The sequence below is a fragment of the Cohnella xylanilytica genome, from assembly GCF_014212175.1.
GTDB classification, from domain to species: Bacteria; Bacillota; Bacilli; order Paenibacillales; family Paenibacillaceae; genus Cohnella; species Cohnella xylanilytica.
The window spans coordinates 128,405-146,716 of sequence record NZ_JACJVR010000005.1; the positions used below are offsets into that span (position 1 = coordinate 128,405).

Annotated in this window: 15 protein-coding genes; 14 read left to right on the forward strand and 1 reads right to left on the reverse strand. The window is 61.4% G+C overall.

Annotated elements, in window-relative coordinates:
- Window positions 1-34 precede the first annotated feature (34 nt).
- The 14 genes from H7B90_RS02405 to H7B90_RS02470 all read left to right on the forward strand — a co-directional run bounded on the left by H7B90_RS02405 (window position 35) and on the right by H7B90_RS02470 (window position 17,432).
- Window positions 35-919 carry a regulatory protein RecX gene (locus H7B90_RS02405; RefSeq protein WP_185134268.1) on the forward strand — a complete coding sequence of 295 codons (885 nt, stop codon included), beginning with the start codon at window positions 35-37 and terminating at the stop codon, window positions 917-919.
- 213 nt (window positions 920-1,132) lie between these two features.
- Window positions 1,133-2,674 (forward strand): ribonuclease Y, encoded by a 1,542-nt coding sequence (rny, locus tag H7B90_RS02410; protein ID WP_185134269.1) that lies wholly within the window; start codon window positions 1,133-1,135, stop codon window positions 2,672-2,674.
- Between the two features lie 123 nt (window positions 2,675-2,797).
- Complete coding sequence (locus H7B90_RS02415; RefSeq protein WP_185134270.1) at window positions 2,798-3,592, forward strand: TIGR00282 family metallophosphoesterase; 795 nt, start codon at window positions 2,798-2,800, stop codon at window positions 3,590-3,592.
- 168 nt (window positions 3,593-3,760) lie between these two features.
- A complete protein-coding gene (locus tag H7B90_RS02420) occupies window positions 3,761-6,070 on the forward strand; it encodes an AraC family transcriptional regulator (RefSeq protein WP_185134271.1) in 2,310 nt (769 codons plus the stop codon).
- Between the two features lie 318 nt (window positions 6,071-6,388).
- Window positions 6,389-8,014 (forward strand): ABC transporter substrate-binding protein, encoded by a 1,626-nt coding sequence (locus H7B90_RS02425; RefSeq protein ID WP_221481887.1) that lies wholly within the window; start codon window positions 6,389-6,391, stop codon window positions 8,012-8,014.
- An 87-nt stretch (window positions 8,015-8,101) separates the two neighbouring features.
- On the forward strand, window positions 8,102-9,013 hold the full coding sequence (locus tag H7B90_RS02430) for an ABC transporter permease (RefSeq protein ID WP_185134272.1): 912 nt from the start codon (window positions 8,102-8,104) through the stop codon (window positions 9,011-9,013).
- A 112-nt stretch (window positions 9,014-9,125) separates the two neighbouring features.
- Complete coding sequence (locus H7B90_RS02435) at window positions 9,126-10,019, forward strand: carbohydrate ABC transporter permease (RefSeq protein ID WP_373315885.1); 894 nt, start codon at window positions 9,126-9,128, stop codon at window positions 10,017-10,019.
- A 175-nt stretch (window positions 10,020-10,194) separates the two neighbouring features.
- The gene (locus H7B90_RS02440; RefSeq protein WP_006286829.1) at window positions 10,195-10,455 is read left to right on the forward strand and encodes a stage V sporulation protein S; all 261 of its coding nucleotides are present in this window, start codon (window positions 10,195-10,197) and stop codon (window positions 10,453-10,455) included.
- Window positions 10,456-10,580: 125 nt separating this feature from the next.
- Entirely contained in the window at window positions 10,581-11,519 is a 939-nt protein-coding gene (locus H7B90_RS02445; protein WP_185134273.1) for a dipeptidase, read from the forward strand.
- A gap of 241 nt (window positions 11,520-11,760) precedes the next feature.
- Window positions 11,761-13,497 (forward strand): 2-oxoacid:acceptor oxidoreductase subunit alpha, encoded by a 1,737-nt coding sequence (locus H7B90_RS02450; protein ID WP_185134274.1) that lies wholly within the window; start codon window positions 11,761-11,763, stop codon window positions 13,495-13,497.
- A 3-nt stretch (window positions 13,498-13,500) separates the two neighbouring features.
- The gene (locus H7B90_RS02455) at window positions 13,501-14,367 is read left to right on the forward strand and encodes a 2-oxoacid:ferredoxin oxidoreductase subunit beta (RefSeq protein WP_185134275.1); all 867 of its coding nucleotides are present in this window, start codon (window positions 13,501-13,503) and stop codon (window positions 14,365-14,367) included.
- A gap of 147 nt (window positions 14,368-14,514) precedes the next feature.
- A complete protein-coding gene (gene pduL, locus H7B90_RS02460; protein WP_185134276.1) occupies window positions 14,515-15,093 on the forward strand; it encodes a phosphate propanoyltransferase in 579 nt (192 codons plus the stop codon).
- Between the two features lie 152 nt (window positions 15,094-15,245).
- Complete coding sequence (miaB, locus tag H7B90_RS02465; RefSeq protein ID WP_185134277.1) at window positions 15,246-16,811, forward strand: tRNA (N6-isopentenyl adenosine(37)-C2)-methylthiotransferase MiaB; 1,566 nt, start codon at window positions 15,246-15,248, stop codon at window positions 16,809-16,811.
- Window positions 16,812-16,934: 123 nt separating this feature from the next.
- Window positions 16,935-17,432 (forward strand): YlbF/YmcA family competence regulator, encoded by a 498-nt coding sequence (locus H7B90_RS02470; protein ID WP_185134278.1) that lies wholly within the window; start codon window positions 16,935-16,937, stop codon window positions 17,430-17,432.
- A gap of 206 nt (window positions 17,433-17,638) precedes the next feature.
- Here H7B90_RS02470 and H7B90_RS02475 read toward each other — a convergent pair whose 3' ends face one another.
- A complete protein-coding gene (locus H7B90_RS02475; protein WP_185134279.1) occupies window positions 17,639-18,283 on the reverse strand; it encodes a hypothetical protein in 645 nt (214 codons plus the stop codon).
- Between the last annotated feature and the right edge of the window lie 29 nt (window positions 18,284-18,312).

Sequence of the window (18,312 nt, forward strand, 5' to 3'; positions counted from 1 at the left end):
GGATACCCTTTCCATTTGAAGGAGGCGAAGGCCGATGCGACGGCGGGATGAAGAGCAGAAGAAGGAATGGGACGGAGCGGCGACCGAATCCGGCGACGGCCGAAGCGACCTCGATTCCGCGGCCTCCGAAGCCGGCCTGCAAGCGGTTGGCGCAGTCGTGGCGGCCTCCGAAGCCGGCTTGCAAGCGGATGGCGCGGTCGTGACGGCCGTCGAGGCCGATCCGAAGCGACGGGCGATGTACCGGATTACGGTCGCCGTCGCCGGAGGCGCAGAGCCCGAGCTGCTGAGCGTACACGAGGACACGCTGATCGAATGGAGGCTGCTCAAGGGGCGAACGCTGACGACGGAGGAATGGGCGGCCCTGCGCAAGACCGAGGAGGTCGAACAGGCGTACCGGGCTTCCTTGAATATGCTCGACCGCAAGGCGAGAACGAAGAAGGAGCTGGAGACGGCCTTGAAGCGCAAAGGGCATTCCCCTGAAGCAATCGCGGCTTGTTTGGACAGACTAACTTCCCACCGCCTTGTGGACGATACGGCCTACGCGAAGCGATACGCGGAGCAGAAGGTCGCGAACCAGCGCAAAGGCAGCCGTCTCGTCCGCCAGGAGCTGCTGCAGCGCGGCGTGAAGAAGAACGATGTCGAACAGGCGATCTCTTCTCTGGACGCCAAGGCGGAGAGGCGATCGGCTCTCGAGCTCGCCCGCAAGCGGTGGCCCTCGACGAAGGGCGACACCCGCCGCGAACGCGAATACAGGCTGATGGCGGTGCTGCAGCGGAGAGGCTACCCCGCGGGAGTGGCGCTCGAAGCGGTGAAGAAGGCCGCCGACGAGGCGGGGGATTCGCGGGGAAGCGAAGGATCGGATTGGGACGGGATCGATGAAGCGATGGATACCGGCATGTACGGAGCTTACGAGGAGTAGCCGGGTTGCTTTGCTTGACAATCCATTTTCATAACAGATACAATGATCCTGTATTCCATCTTTTCATTCCGAACCCTTTTTCCTTCCAAAAAACGATTCGGAATCCGATTTTTCGACTTTTTTACGACAGAAATGAGACGGTTTAGAGACCGGCAAACAATTTCATAAGTGTCCCAAGCGATGCCTTGGCGATGCAACGAGGAGGTGAAGACCATGGCCACCTGGATTTGGGTCTTGATCGTAATCGTTGTTGGCGCGCTTTTCTTTGGGATCGGTTATGTGGTACGCAAGTCCATTGCGGAAGCGAAGATATCCAGCGCCGAACAGGCTGCCCGTCAAATTGTGGAGAACGCCAAGAAGGAAGCGGACGCCACTCGCAAGGAGACGGTTCTGGAAGCCAAAGACGAGGTGCACAAGCTCCGTAACGAAGCCGAGCGCGACATCCGCGACCGGCGCAACGAGATTCAGCGTCAAGAGCGTCGTCTGGTGCAGAAGGAAGAATCGCTGGACCGGAAGATGGAAGCGCTGGAACGCAAAGAGGAGCAAGTCGCCAACAAGGAGAAACGAATCGAAGAGATCCAAGATCAGATCGAGACGCTTCATAAGCAACAAATCAGCGAGCTGGAGAGAATCTCGAACCTCACGATGGAAGACGCGAAGCAGCTCATCCTGACGACCGTCGAACAGGAAGTGCGGCACGAGACCGCCCAGCTGATCAAGGACATCGAGCAACAAGCGAAGGAAGAAGCGGACAAACGCGCCCGCGACATCATCTCGCTCGCGATCCAGCGCTGCGCCGCGGATCACGTGGCGGAGACGACGGTATCCGTCGTGTCGCTGCCGAACGAAGAGATGAAGGGCCGCATCATCGGCCGCGAAGGCCGCAATATCCGGGCGCTCGAGACGTTGACGGGGATCGACCTCATCATCGACGACACGCCGGAAGCGGTCATCCTGTCCGGGTTCGATCCGATTCGCCGCGAGATCGCTCGCACCTCCCTCGAGAAGCTGGTCGCCGACGGACGCATCCATCCGGCCCGCATCGAAGAGATGGTCGAGAAGTCCCGCAAGGAAGTGGACGAGAGAATCCGGGAATACGGCGAGCAAGCCACCTTCGAGGTTGGCGTGCACGGCCTGCATCCGGATCTGATCAAGATTCTCGGACGTTTGAAGTTCCGGACGAGCTACGGCCAGAACGTGCTCAAGCACTCGATGGAAGTGGCTTATCTGACCGGACTGATGGCGGCGGAGCTCGGAGAAGACGTATCGCTCGCCAAACGCGCCGGCTTGCTGCATGATATCGGCAAGGCGCTCGACCACGAAGTGGAAGGTTCGCATGTCGAGATCGGCGTAGAATTGGCGAAGAAATACAAAGAGCATCCGGTCGTCATCAACAGCATCGCCTCCCACCACGGCGACGTCGAAGCGACTTCGGTCATCGCGATGCTCGTCGGAGCGGCGGACGCGCTCAGCGCGGCGCGCCCCGGAGCGAGGAGGGAGACGCTCGAGACCTACATCAAGCGGCTCGAGAAGCTGGAAGAGATCTCGGAATCGTTCGAGGGCGTCGACAAGTCGTACGCGATCCAGGCCGGACGCGAAGTTCGCGTCATGGTCCAGCCGGAGAAGATCGACGACGCGGAAGCGTTCCGCCTCGCCCGCGACATCACGAAGAAAATCGAGGACGAGCTGGATTATCCGGGGCATATCAAGGTCACGGTCATCCGCGAGACTCGTGCGGTGGAGTACGCCAAATAAGTTTCGGGAAGCTTAAGAAGTGGCTGCGGCAGCATAGCGCGGCCACTTCTTCCCTTTCCCGGAGGAAGCATCGAAGCAAGACGCGGCGAGCCGTCCGGCCGCCGCGACAAAGGAGCCAACTGGATGAAAGTCGTATTCATAGGAGATATCGTGGGCAACGTCGGACGCGATACGGTCAAGCGCCTGCTGCCTTGGATCAAGGATAAATACCAGCCGCACGTCATCATCGCCAACGGCGAGAACGCCGCCGGAGGACGCGGCATCAACGCCGCGATCGCCCGCGAGCTGTTCGAGTGGGGCGTTCACGGCATCACGATGGGCAATCATACATGGGATAACCGGGACATCTTCGAGTTCATCGACGACGAGCCTCGGCTGATCCGTCCCGCCAACCTGCCGCCGGGAACGCCGGGCGCCGGCAGCGCGGTCATCAAGGTCGGCAACAAGGAGCTGGCCATCGTCAACCTGATCGGGCGGACGTTCCTGCCGCCGTCGGACTGCCCGTTCCGGGCCGCGGACGAGATCGTGGACGAGCTGCGCCGGAAGCACCGCTGCATCCTGGTCGACTTCCACGCCGAAGCGACGAGCGAGAAGATCGCGATGGGCTGGCATCTCGACGGCCGGGCATCGCTCGTCGTCGGCACGCATACGCACGTGCAGACGAACGACGACCGCATCCTCCCGGAAGGGACCGCTTACGTGACGGACGCCGGCATGACCGGACCGAGGGACGGGGTGCTCGGCATGGAGCGGGAGACCGTCATCCGCAAGTTCATGACCGGCCTGCCGGCTCGGTTCCAGGTGGCGGACACGAAGTGGATTCTGAGCGGCGTCTTCGTCGACATCGACGAAGCGACGGGCAAGGCCGTCAAAGTGCAGACGATCCGGGTCGACGAAGACTCGTGGATCGCGAGCTGAACGGGCCGCGACCCCCATTCCGATCAGCCGCTTCGCGGGGCGACTTCCCAAGCCTCGCGTAGCGGCTTTTTCCGTATCCGAAGCGACAAGGTCCGCGCTGTTCGCCTTGCGGGCGGCGATGTATAATAGAGGGGACTTGCGAAGCAAACGGTGAGAGGTGGCTTGTCCTTGAGAAGAAGCCGGAGTCGCTTGCTGATCCAATACCTGATCTCCTACGTCCTTGTCCTTGCCTTCCCAATCCTGGTCATTCTGGTCTACTATTATCCCCATTCGACGGAGGTCGTGAAGCAGAAGGAGACCGACTGGAACGCCCACGTCACCGAGCAGTTCATGACGTCGATGGACACCTTCACCCGTTACGTCTATCATCTGCCGTACGAGATCGTGCAGAACCGCGAGATCAAGCTGTACGACACCGACGACGGCGACTATGAGAGGGTCCGGATCGCGGGCGAGATGCGCAAGTATAACGCCACGGACGGCTTCATCGACAACACGCTGCTGTACGTCGAGAAAATGGGCTTTTTGTTCGCCAAAACGGGAAGCGCTTACAAGGTGGAGGATTTCGCCAAGCCGGGCATCGGCTTCTATTACGAGAGCTGGCCGCACGAGGAGATGTTCCGGACGCTGCGCGGGCTCGAAGCGCCTCTCGTTCGCCCGGTGGAGAACGTCGTCATCCCGGGGAGCAACCGGGTGCGCATGCTGACGTTCGCGCTGCCGCTGCCGATCGGGGGATACGATTCGCCGGGAGCGGTGCTGATCCTCGTGCGAGAAGAGACGATCGCGCGCATGCTCGATTCCGTGTCCGAGAAGTACACGGGGGACTTCTTTATTTTCGACGAGAACGGGAAGCCTCTGTTGGCTACCAAGCAGACGGAATACGGGGGAACCGGCGAGTTCCGCGCGATCGTGTCCGGCATGAAGGAGGGCAAGGTCGCGCCGGGCATCCACGCGTTAAACGGACGGTCCTATATCGCGTCTTATTCGGTGTCGGAGGCGAACGGCTGGCAGTACGTCAGCGTGCTTCCCGTGACGGAGACGCTGCAGGGCATCCAGACGGTTCAGCGCAATACGATCGTGCTGATCGGGCTCATGCTGCTGCTCGAGATGCTCGTCATCTACGTCTCGATCCGGCGCAATTACCACCCGATCAAACGGCTCGTCGACCTCGCCGTTCATCTGTTCGAACCGCCCGAACGCCAAGCGTTAAGCGAGATCGAGACGATCCGCTATGCGCTGGGAGAGCTGGTGTCCGTCAACAGCACGCTGGACGCGAAGGTGAAGCGAACGCTCCCGATTCTGCGAGACCATCTGCTGTTCGAGCTCGTCAGCGGAAAGGCGCCGGCCTGGGCCGACTATCTCGCCGAAGCGAAGGCGTACGGGATCTCGTTCCCCTATTCCGGCACGGCGGTGGCGGTCCTCTGCATCGAAGCGGGGGATTCGGGCGGGGCGGAAGGAGGCGAGGACGCGGGAGAACGCGCGGTCAAGGACGCCGCGAACATTCTGCGGATCGTCGAGAGAAGGCCGGCCGACGGGCTGCGGGGCTGCTTCTTCCGAAGCATCTACCATCAAGAGATGATCTTCGTTGGCTCCTACCGGCCCGATTATCCGCTGAGGGAGTACCTGGAGTCCGTCCGCCGCGAATTGGAGGCGAGCATCGGAGCCCGGGCGCTGATCGGAGCCGGCATCGCCGGCAAGCCCGAATCGTCGGAAGCCGTCCATCTCGCTTACCTGCAAGCGCTTCGGGCTTCCGAGCATCTGCGCCTCCGAAGAGAATACGAGGTGCTGTTCTTCGACGAGGTGGAGGCGCCGAAGGCGGGTACGGTCTCGTATTGCGCGGAGCTGCTCCAATCGCTGGAGCTTATGATCTTGAAGAACGACGCCGATTCCGTGGCGGCCGTCGTGGAGCGGATCCTCGCCCATATCGGCAGCGAAGGCATTCCGCCGCATCTCGTGCGCGGAATCTATCTGAACACGGTCAGCGCCATTCTGAACGGCCTGCAGCGGTTCAGCCACGACGACGCCAGCCTGCTCCGGCTGACGGACGCGGCGTTCCGGCACCGGTATACGATCGAGCAGATGGCCGATATCGTTCGGGACAGCTGCGCCAAGCTGTGCGAGGTCATCCGGAGCGCGTCGCCGCCGTCGCGAAGCGCCTCGCGGGACGACATCGTCCGCTTCATCGAGGAACGGGGGATGGACCCCGACTTCTCCCTGCAGCGCATCGCGGACCGCTTCGGCATGTCGCCGTCCAACTTCAGCCATTACTTCAAGAAGACGTTCGGGCAGAACTTCAAGGAATATATCGATCTGCAGCGCATCCAGAAGTCGGCCCGGCTGCTGCGGGACACGAACCAGACGCTGGACGAAGTGTCGCGGCAGGCGGGGTTCGCCAACACGTCGAGCTTCATCCGCTCGTTCAAGAAGATCGTCGGCACGACGCCCGGACAGTACCGGGATACGCACAAGGCCGTGTGAAGAGTCGACGAGTGGGGCAGGGGAGCTGCCGCGGTTCCGCGGCGGCTTTTCGCGTCTTATGCGGCCGCAAGAGGCATTATTTGAACGTATGCAATTGTTGAAACGCCGGCTCGGCAAGGCTTCGGAAGCGTTTTCCGTCCCTTCTCGTAGAAGCGCTTTCAATTAATGCGAACCGCTTGAAAACTGTCCGTTTACGGCCCGGCGTCCCGGCCTTTAGAGTGGGAACAGCGAACGGACATCGTTCGCGGCGGTCGTCCGTCCGAGGCGTTATCGGACGGGGCCGACACGATTTTCCAATAACGAAGAGGGGGTAACGGAATGAAGCAAGGCATTCGAAGGAGAGCGGGAACCGCGATCTCGGTCCTGGTCGGCGCCGCAATGGTTCTGAGCGCGTGCAGCTCGGGCGGAGGCGATGGCAACGCGGAAGGAAGCGCGCCCGCGGGTTCGGCAGGCACGGCCAAGAAAGTGAAGCTGACGGCCATCATGACAAAGCATCCGCTGACGAAGCCGCTGGCGGAGATGGAGTGGCTGCAGAAGGTGGAGGACGCGGCCGGCGTCGATATCCAATGGCAGGAGATTACGGCCGACTGGGATCAGAAGAAGGGCACGATGCTCGCGAGCGGAGACGTGCCGGACTTGTTCGTCGGGCCGAACGTCATCACCGACGCCGACATGGCGCAGTTCCAGGGACTGTTCCAGGACTTGTCCGGCATGCTGGACCAGGCGCCCTACGTGCAGGCGATGTTCGAGGAGAAGCCGGATACGAAGCGGATCGCGACGCAGCCGGACGGGAAGATCTACGGCTTGCCGAAGTACCAGCGGTTCTGGCCGAGCTCCGCGTCCCGCCTCTATATCAACCAGAAGTGGCTCGACAATCTGGGCCTCCAGGTCCCGACCACCTGGGACGAACTGTACGACGTTCTGGTCGCGTTCAAGGAGAAGGACGCCAACGGCAACGGCGACCCGAACGACGAGATCCCGATGGATTGGCCGGGCGGCATCGGCGGCTACTTCAACGCGGCCTACCTGCTCGGCGGCACCGGAATGACGCTGACCGACGGAAGCGGGCAGGGCTACTTCGTCGAGGACGGGCAAGTGAAGAACTTCCTGACCGACGAACGCTATAAGCAGCTCGTAACCTTCCTGAACAAGCTGTACAAAGCCGGACTCATCAATCCGGAAGTGTTCACGCACGATTATACGAAGTATCAGGCGGTCGCGCGCGGCGAGGGCGAGACGGCGAAGGTCGGCTTCACGCTCGGCTGGGTCGCCTCCGACCGCTTCGGGGAGACGCTCGCCCCTCAATACGCGTCGATCTCGCCGCCGAAGGCGACGCCGGACAGCCCCGTGTCGTGGAGCTACGATTACAACTCGCTGAACTACGGCGCCAACCACATCGTGATGTCGGCGAAGTCGAAGAACAAGGAAGCCGCCATGCGCTTCATCAACGAGATGTATTCGCCGACGGTCGGCATGCAGGTGCTGTTCGGTTCGCTCGGGCCGAACATCAAGGACAACGGGGACGGCAGCTACGCCGTGCTTCCGCCGGCCGATCCCGCGATGGATCCGGGCACGTGGAAGTGGACGTCGACGATGGCGGACAACGGCGCCTTCTACATCCCGGACACGCTGAAGCTGACGCTCGGCAAGGATATGCAGGAAGTGCTCGAGCAGTCCAAGCCGATCGAGTCGATTCCGATCGACGTGGACAACGACGTGCTGCCGGGCGTCTTCCTGAAGTATACGACGGCGGACAACAGCACGCTCGGGCTGAACAACACGAACCTGATGAATCTCGCGAACACGAGCTTCGCCAAGTGGGTGACGAAGGGCGGAGTCGAAGCGGAGTGGGATTCCTACGTGAAGGAGAGCGAGAAGGCGGGGCTTAAGCAGAATCTCGAGATTATGCAGAAGTATTACGACGAGTACAAGAAGAAGCAATAGAGACCTGAAGGGGAGAGGGAGCTGCCCGGAGTCGGAGAAGGAAGAGCCGGCTCCCTTCTTCCCGCCGCATCGAAAGGAGAGGAGTCCATGCGAACCCAGGGAAGACTGCGGCTTCTAAGGCGCGACTATCAATTGTGGATCATGATCATGCCCGCCGTCGCCGTCGTCCTGATCTTCAACTATATTCCGATGTACGGCATCCAGCTCGCGTTCCGCGACTACGACTTCTCGAAGGGGCTTACCGGCGGAGAGTGGCGCGGCCTTCACTATTTCCAGCAGTTCATCGACAGCTACCTGTTCGCCGACCTGATGACCAACACGTTCCTGATCAGCCTCGTCACGATCGTCGTCGGCTTCCCGGCTCCCATCGTGCTGGCGCTGATCCTGAACCAGATCCGGCGCAAGCGGCTGAAGAACCTGATGCAGACGACCGTGTACTTGCCGCATTTTATCTCCGTCATCGTCCTCGTCGGCATGCTCAACGTCCTGCTCTCGCCGGAGACGGGCGCCGTCGGCTACCTGATGAAGTCGATCGGCCTCGGCCATATCAACCTCATCGCGTCGACCGGCACCTTCATTCCGGTCTACGTGCTGTCGGACGTCTGGCAGCATTGCGGCTGGAACAGCATCATCTACCTCGCCGCGTTGTCCGCCGTCGACCCGCAGCTGTACGACTCGGCGAAGATGGACGGAGCGTCGCGCTGGCAGACGATTCGCCACGTCGACTTGCCGGCGCTCGTGCCGACGATTATCGTCTTGTTCATTCTCAGCATGGGGGGCATTCTCAGCACCGGCTTCGAGAAGATCTTCCTGATGCAGAACTCGCTGAACCTGCCCGTCTCCGAAGTGATCTCGACGTACGTATACCGGATCGGCATCATCTCGAACCAGTTCAGCTACGCCTCGGCGATCGGGCTGTTCAACACCGTCATCAACTTCGTCTTCCTGCTCGCGATGAACGCGATCTCGAAGCGGGTGTCCGATACGAGCTTATATTAATCTCAATCATTCTTTCTTAATCTCACTTTCTTTCTTAATCTCACTTTCTTTCTCAATCTCTCTCGCTCTCTCTCGATCTCTGTCCGTTCGAGGGAAGAAAGGGGTGTCCAACGTGACGCTAAAACGCGCGGACGGAAGGGAACTGGCCTTCCGCATCGTTCTCGGGGCGGCATGCGCGCTCATTTTCCTCCTTATCGTCTATCCGCTCTACTTCATCGTCATCGCCTCGTTCAGCGATTCGACGCTCGTCTCGACCGGCAAGGTGCTGCTCTTCCCGAGAGGCGTCAGCCTGTTCGGCTACAAGGAGATCTTCGGCGACGGCCGCATCTGGACCGGGTACCGGAACACCGTGTTCTATACGCTGTTCGGCACGCTGGTGAACATGCTGTTCACGATGCCGGCCGCCTACGTCCTCTCGCGGAAGGAGTTCAAGGCGCGGCGCCCGATCATGCTGCTCTTCGTCGTAACGATGTTCTTCAACGGCGGGCTCATTCCGACTTATCTGCTCATGAAGGATCTGCACCTCACCAATACGTTCTGGGTGTTCATTCTGCCGTTCTGCGTCAACGTCTTCTACCTGATCATCGCCCGCACGTTCTTCGAGAATTCTCTGCCGCCGGAGCTGTACGAAGCGGCGGTCATGGACGGCTGCACGCACTTCGCCTTCTTCGCGAAGGTGGCGCTGCCGCTGTCGAAGGCGCTGATCTCGGTGATCGGGCTGTATTACCTGGTCGGCCATTGGAACGACTTCTTCACGGCGCTCATCTATATCCGGGACAACAAGCTGCAGCCGCTTCAGATGGTGCTCAGGGACATTCTGCTCTCGAACCAGGTGTTCCAGAACGGGGCCGGCACCGGGGGAGCCGCGGGCGGCTACGCGCAGCGCTACGCCGACCAGATCAAGTACGGGGTCATCATCGTATCGTCGTTGCCGATTCTCGTTCTGTACCCATTCCTTCAGCGATATTTCGAGAAAGGCGTCATGATCGGGGCGGTAAAGGGATAAAATCCCCATCGACCCTTCCTTATAACGGACAATCTTCTTTCCTTTAACAAAATAATTCAGAATTTTTCGCGATTTGGCGCCATCCTCCTCCGGCGGCAGCAGGAATTATTGAACGGTCCACCGAATAAGTATCCCTTAGTGGGCCCATCCTTTGATCCCTGAGGAGGAACTGGTCATGGAAGTTTTAAAGGTATCAGCAAAGTCCAATCCAAACTCTGTTGCAGGCGCTTTGGCCGGCGTGCTTCGCGAACGCGGTGCGGCGGAGCTGCAGGCCATCGGCGCAGGGGCGCTCAACCAGGCGATCAAGGCAGTCGCAATCGCACGCGGGTTCGTCGCTCCCAGCGGGGTGGATCTCATTTGCATCCCGGCTTTTACGGATATCGTAATCGACGGAGAAGACAGAACGGCTATCAAGCTGATCGTGGAGCCCAGATAACCGGCTATTGCCATACCTAACCTGTTCTCGTGGAATCAGTCCGCGATCCGAGCCTCTCGCGATCCGGACTGAGCCGGTGATGACAGGTTTTTTGTTGCACGCACGACGGCGTCAGGAGGCGAATCATGTTCCGGATAGCGGATCTTCATTGCGACGTGTTGATGAAAATGCTGCAGGACGAGAAAACGGCGTTCTCGGGAGGCGGAGCGGGCGAGCTGGACGTGACGAGGGAGCGGCTGTCGGCGGGCGGCGTGGATCTGCAAGTGTTCGCGATTTATATCTCGGGCGAGATGCCGATGGAGCCGGAGTCCGCCCTTCGCGAAGCCGAACGGTTCTGGACCGGCGTGCTGTCGGCGCCCGGAATGAGGCTGATCCGCCGCGGGGCGGATCTGGAAGAAGCCGCCGCGCGAGGAGAGACGGCGGCGATCCTCTCCCTCGAAGGAGTCGACAGCCTCAGGGGGCAATGGTGGGCGCTCCGGCTGCTGCACACGCTCGGGCTGCGGCTCCTGGGCATCACCTGGAACCATTCGAACTGGGCTTGCGACGGAGCGATGGAGCCGAGAGGCGGCGGGCTGACGAAGGCGGGGCGGCAACTGGTCGCGGAGTGCGAGAAGATGGGCATTCTGCTCGACGTCTCCCATCTGTCCGAGAGAGGCTTCTGGGATCTGGCCGAGCTCGCCCGGCGCCCGTTCTTCGCTTCGCACTCGAACGCGAGGGCGCTGAGGAACCATCCGCGCAACTTGACGGACGAGCAGATCCGCGCTCTCGTCGCGGTGGACGGCCTCGTCGGTATCACGTTCGTGCCATGGTTCCTGACGGAGAGGGAACCGGCTGCGATCGACGACGTGCTCCGGCACGTCGAGCACGTCTGCGAGCTCGGCGGAGAGCGCCATCTCGCGTTCGGCTCGGACTTCGACGGGATCGACCGGCACGTGGACGGGCTCTCCCATCCCGGCGAATATCCCCGGCTGGCCGAAGCTCTGCTGGCCCGGTACCCCGAGTCGTTGGCAAGCGGTTTCCTCGGGGGCAACGCCCGGCGTTTCCTCGGCGCCTACTTGCCTTGATGACCCTGTGGCAAGCTCGATCGATCTCGAGATCGAAACGGTTTCATTCCGAACGGCTATCGGTCTCCGTGGGCGGAAAAGCTTGCATTTTGCATGGCGCGATCATAAAATTTAGGTGGCCGACAAGATAGATTTCCAGTTTACGCTTCATTCTTTACGCTTCTTTTCGCGCTTCTATCGTTATCCCATATACCCATTCAATCGCGTCAATCGCGGATGCAGTTAAGAGGAGATGTTCACTGTGATCAGTCAATTGTCATGGAAGATTGGCGGGCAGCAGGGGGAAGGCGTGGAGAGTACGGACCGGATCTTCTCCACGGCTCTCAACCGGCTCGGCTATTATCTGTACGGGTATCGGCATTTCTCCTCTCGGATCAAGGGCGGGCATACGAACAACAAGATTCGGATCAGCACGAAGCCGATTCGCGCGATCTCGGACGATCTGGACATTCTGGTCGCGTTCGACCAGGAGAGCATCGATCTGAACGCGAAGGAGCTTCGCCCGGGCGGCGTCATCGTCGCGGACGCCAAGTTCTCGCCGACCGTTCCGGACGGAGTCGGCGCGCGCCTGTTCGCCGTGCCGATCACGGCGATCGCGGAAGAGCTGGGAACCTCCCTCATGAAGAACATGGTCGCCTCCGGCGCCTCCTGGGCGCTGCTGGGGCTGCCGCTCGAGGTGTTCAACAAGGCGGTCGAGGAGGAGTTCGGGCGCAAGGGACCGGCCGTCGTCGAGAAGAACGTCGAGGCCGTGAAGCGCGGCGCGGACTTCGTGCTCGAGCAGGCGGGAGGGCCGCTGGAGGAATTCCGCCTCGAGGAGGCGGACGGCAAGCAGAAGCTGTTCATGATCGGCAACGAAGCGCTGGGCCTCGGCTCCATCGCCGCCGGCTGCCGCCTCATGAGCGCGTACCCGATCACGCCGGCTTCCGAGATCATGGAATACCTGATCAAGAAGCTTCCGAAGTTCGGCGGCACCGTCGTGCAGACGGAGGACGAGATCGCCGCGGTGACGATGGCGATCGGCGCCAACTACGCCGGCGTGCGGACGATGACCGCTTCCGCCGGTCCGGGCTTGTCCCTGATGATGGAGGCGATCGGCCTGTCCGGCATGACCGAGACGCCGCTCGTCATCATCGACACGCAGCGCGGCGGCCCTTCGACCGGCCTGCCGACCAAGCAGGAGCAGTCGGACATTAACGCGCTCATCTACGGCACGCACGGCGAGATTCCGAAGGTCGTCCTCGCGCCGAGCACGATCGAAGAATGCTTCTACGACATGATCGAAGCGTTCAACGTGGCGGAGACGTACCAGGTTCCCGTCATCGTGGCGACCGATCTCCAGCTCTCCCTCGGCAAGCAGTCGTGCGAACCGCTCGACTTCGAGAAGATCGTCATCGAACGGGGCAAGCTGATGACGGGAGAGCTGCCGCCGCTGGAGGAGCACAAGCTGTTCAAGCGCTACGAATTCACCGAGGACGGCATCTCCCCGCGCGTGCTGCCGGGCGCCAAGAACGGCATTCACCACGTCACGGGCGTCGAGCACGATCAGGAGGGACGTCCGTCCGAGAGCGCGGTCAACCGCAAGCTCATGATGGAGAAGCGGCTGCGCAAGCTGGATTCGCTGCGCATCTCGAACGCGGTCAAGGCGGACGCGCCGAACGAGAATCCGGATCTCGTGATCGTGGCGATGGGCTCCACGGGCGGCACGATCGACGAGGCTCGCAAGCGCTTGGCCGCGGAGGGCGTGACGACCAACCACGTCACGGTCCGCCAGCTGCATCCGTTCCCGACCGAGCTGCTCGAGCCGCATCTGAAGAGCGCCAAGAAGGTCGTCGTTCTGGAGAACAACGCGACCGGCCAGCTCGCGAACCTGATCAAGCAGAACGCCGGGTATCACGACAAGATCGAGAACCTGCTCAAATACGACGGAACGCCGTTCCTGCCTTCCGAAATCCACCAAGCCTGCAAGGAGCTGAGATAACCCATGGCAACGTTCAAGGAGTTCCGCAACAACGTCAAGCCGAACTGGTGCCCGGGCTGCGGCGACTTCTCCGTCCAAGCCGCCATCCAGCGCGCCGCGGCGAACATCGGTCTCGAGCCGGAACAGTTGGCCGTTATCTCGGGCATCGGCTGCTCCGGCCGGATCTCCGGCTACATTAACGCGTACGGCCTGCACGGCATCCACGGCCGCGCGCTGCCGATCGCGCAGGGCGTCAAGCTCGCCAACCGCGAGCTGACGGTCATCGCCTCCGGCGGCGACGGGGACGGCTTCGCGATCGGGATGGGCCACACGGTCCACGCGATTCGCCGCAACCTGGACATCACCTACATCGTGATGGACAACCAGATTTACGGATTGACCAAGGGCCAGACGTCGCCCCGCAGCGCCGAAGGCTTCAAGACGAAGTCGACGCCGGAGGGCTCGATCGAGAGCACGCTGTCCCCGCTCGAGATCGCCCTGTCCGCGGGCGCGACGTTCGTCGCGCAATCGTTCTCGAGCGATCTGAAGCAGCTGACCGGCCTGATCGAAGCGGGCCTGCAGCACAAGGGCTTCTCGCTGATCAACGTGTTCAGCCCGTGCGTCACCTTCAACAAGGTGAACACGTACGACTGGTTCAAGGAGAACATCGTCAACCTGGATCAATTCCCGGACTACGATCCTTCGAACCGGGTGGCGGCCATGAACAAGATCATGGAGACGAACGGCATGCTGACCGGCCTGATCTATCAGGACAAGGGACGCAAGTCGTACGAGGACCTGGCCGTCGGCTTCAAGCCGGAAGCTCTGGCGAAGCAGGATCTGCGGCTGAGCCGGGAAGAATTCGACAAATTGTTGGCGGAATTCAAATAAAGGCGTTTTTCCTGGGAGGCACGCGGGCGAACCGTGTGCCTCTTTTGCCGCGTTGCGTTATAATAAACGGGAGATTAAGGCAATTCGCCGAGAATTGCAGACTATAGAGATTCGCCGGGACAGGCGAGGAAGAGAGGCGGTACCCCCATGAGCGAGATTCGCGAAGTACCCGTCGGCGTCTCCGCGCGCCACATCCATCTGACGCAAGAGCATATCGAGATCCTGTTCGGAGCCGGCGCCGGGCTGACGGTTCTTAAGCCGCTGTCGCAGCCGGGACAGTTCGCCGCGAACGAGACGGTCGCGGTTCACGGGCCGAAGGGCTCGTTCGCCAAGGTTCGCATTCTCGGGCCGGCGCGGAAGGCGACCCAGCTCGAAGTATCGAGAACCGACGCGTTCTCGTTAGGGCTGAACCCTCCGGTGCGGGAATCCGGCAAGATCGACGGCACGCCGGGCATCCGCATCGTCGGACCGGCCGGCGAAGTGACGGTCGAGCAGGGAGTGATCGTCGCCGCCCGCCACATCCACTTCCATACGTCGGATGCCGAGCGCTGGGGCATCCGGGACAAGCAGTTGCTCAAGGTCCGGGTCGGCGGCGAACGCGGCGTCGTGTTCGAGAACGTCATCGCCAGAGTGTCCGACCAGTTCGCGCTGGACATGCACATCGATACCGACGAAGGGAACGCGGCCGGCGTCGCGACCGGCGATAAGGGCGAAATTGTCGGCTGATTCCGATCATGGTATAATGTGAAGGATGGGCGCACGTCCGTTCGCGCCGATACGCCTATATTCATGTCGATTCAAGCCCATTCTAGCCATGCCGCGCCCATTCGCGGCTGGATGAACGGCTATTATCACGCGTCATAGGGAGGGGAAATGGAGTGGCAGGCGAGAGCAAAGATTACGGGAAGTACTTCGACTTCTCCGGCGCCAAGCTCATTTCCGAGGACGAACACGGCAGAACGATCCGCCTGGGCGGTCGCGATATTCTCATCCGGTCCGAGCCGAATTACCGGCAGGAGAAGCAGCGAGGCAAGGAAGAGATCCGCATCCATTACGAGAACGCGGTCCCGGACGAGCTGCGGACTCTCGGGCTGGGTCGCAAATATTTGATCTACACGTACGGCTGCCAGATGAACGAGCACGACACGGAAGTGATGAGGGGCTTGTTCGAAGAGATGGGCTTCGAGGCGACCGAGGAGAGGACCGAGGCTGACGTCATTCTGCTGAACACGTGCGCCGTCCGCGAGAACGCGGAGGACAAGGTGTTCGGCGAGCTGGGCCACCTGAAGGCCCTCAAGCTGGAGAAGCCGGACCTCATTCTGGGCGTCTGCGGCTGCATGTCGCAGGAAGCCGCCGTCGTGAACCGGATCATGCAGAAGCACGCGTTCGTCGACCTGATCTTCGGGACGCATAACATTCACCGTCTTCCGCACCTGCTGCAGGACGCCTACTTCGGCAAGGAGATGGTCGTCGAGGTATGGTCCAAGGAAGGCGACATCATCGAGAACCTGCCGAAGAAGCGGGAAGGCCTGCGCGCATGGGTGAACATCATGTACGGCTGCGACAAGTTCTGCACGTACTGCATCGTTCCTTATACGCGCGGCAAGGAGCGGAGCCGGCTTCCGGAGGACGTCATCGCCGAAGTTCGCGAGCTCGCGCGCCATGGTTACAAGGAGATCACGCTGCTCGGCCAGAACGTGAACGCCTACGGCAAGGACTTCACGGACCGCGAATACCGGTTCGGGCACCTGATGGACGAGATCCGCGGCATCGGCATCCCGCGCGTCCGCTTCACGACGAGCCATCCGCGGGACTTCGACGATCACCTCATCGAGGTGCTCGCGAAGGGCGGCAATCTGGTCGAGCACATCCATCTGCCGATGCAGTCCGGAAGCTCCGAGGTGCTGAAGCGGATGAGCCGCAAGTATACGCGCGAGCACTTCCTCGATCTCGTGCGCCGCATCCGCGCGGCGATTCCGAACGTCGTGCTGACGACGGACATCATCGTCGGCTTCCCGGGCGAGACCGAGGAGCAGTTCGAGGAGACGCTGTCGCTCGTGCGCGAAGCGAAGTTCGCATCCGCGTTCACGTTTATCTATTCGCCGCGCGAAGGGACTCCCGCCGCGTCGATGGAAGATAACGTGCCTTACGAGGTCAAGCAGAAGCGGCTGCTGCGCCTGAACGACCTGATCGCCGAGCTGAGCCTGGAGAGCAACCAGGAGCTTCAAGGGCAGACGGTGGAAGTGCTCGTCGAAGGCCAGAGCAAGAACAACCCGAACGTGCTGTCCGGCCGGACCCGTTCGAACAAGCTGATCCACTTCGAAGGCCCGAAGGAATGGATCGGCCAGTTCATGCAAGTGCGGGTGACGAAGCCGCAGACCTGGTACATCACCGCGGAAGCGGCGGAGCCGCCCGTTCGCGAGGCGCTGTCGCACGGCGCCTGATCCGAGAAGCGGCGGATTCGTCCGCAAGCGGGCTACCCCGTATTAGCGCAACGACCATATGCGAGGCGAGACGATGGCGGCGAAGACCGCGCCCGTCTACGCCCACGAAGGAGACATCGACCCATGTCGGCTACTCACAATGCCGCTGAGCACGAGCATCACGATCATCGCCGCCACGTTCTCGTCGACGGCGAATACGAGATTCCCCGCTTCGACAACCGCGACCTGATCGTGCGGGAAGACATTCTGGCGCGCGCCCGCGAGCTGGCGCGGCTGATCACGACGACGGAAGAAGTGTCGATCTACCAGAAGGCGGAGAAGCTTATTCAAGGCCACGAGCGCGTACAAGCCTTGATCGCCCAGATCAAGAAGAAGCAGAAGGAGCTCGTCGCCTTCCAGACGACGTTCAAGAACGAGCAGATGGTCGAGAAGATCGAGAAGGAGATCGAAGCTCTTCAAGACGAGCTCGACGAGATGCCGGTCGTGCAGCAATTCCAGCAGAGCCAGACGGACGTCAACTATTTGCTGCAATCGATCGTCGGCATCATCCGCGACACCGTCGCGGAGAAGCTCGACGTGGAAGCGGCGGCGCCCGCGGAAGTGCCGGAGAGCTGCGACTGAATTGCATAAAGTCGCCATTCGGTCCGCAAGCTAATGGCGCCTTCGCCCACCGCGAAGGCGAATTCGCTGCCAGGAGGCCGGATGACGATGACGGAAGGCATTCCGAACTCTCAGACGAGAGCCCCGCGGCCGGAAGACCCGAAGAAGCAGGGCCGCTCCGCCGCCAAGAAGAAATCGAAATAAACGGAACGGGCGACGCCGAAGCTTCAGGCGTCGCCCGTTCCCTTGTCCGCGGCCGGAGCCGGCTTCTCCGTCGCCCACGCAATCGTCAGCGTCTGCGTATTCTGATTATACGATAACGCGAGAGGGGTTCCGGCCGTCAGCTTAAGCGAGCGAAGCGCGGCCGGCGCGAATCGGATCGTCCGGTCCAGCAGGTTGGACGGGGTGAACACCGCGAACTTCGCCGTCCGCTGTCCGATTCGCAGCTGGACCGGCATTCGCCGCCGTTCCGGCATGCCGAGGACGGACGATAGCTCGTAGCCGATATGAACGGTATTCGGGTTGAGCCGAGCCGAGCTCATCGCGGAGGCTCTGGCCGAGCTGACCGGCGAAGGCGCGACGCTGAGCACCTTCGTACGTTCGTTGTAATCGAACCGATATCGCCGGGAATCCCGAAGCCGCAGCCTTCCCGCCAATCGGGCGTTCAGCTCGAGATAGTTCGCGAAGCTCTCCCCGTCTTCCCTGAATTGAACGGTAACCGTATGACGCAAGCTTCCGTGACGAAGGACGACGCGGGCGCCGGCTCCGATCGCATGGAGGTCGTGCTTGTCGTCGCCGAGTCCGTTCGCCGTCAAGTAGACGACGTCCGCCGGAACCGGGGACAGGATCAGGTCTACGCGTCCGCTTGCCATGACGTTCGATCACGCTCCCATGGCGCTTG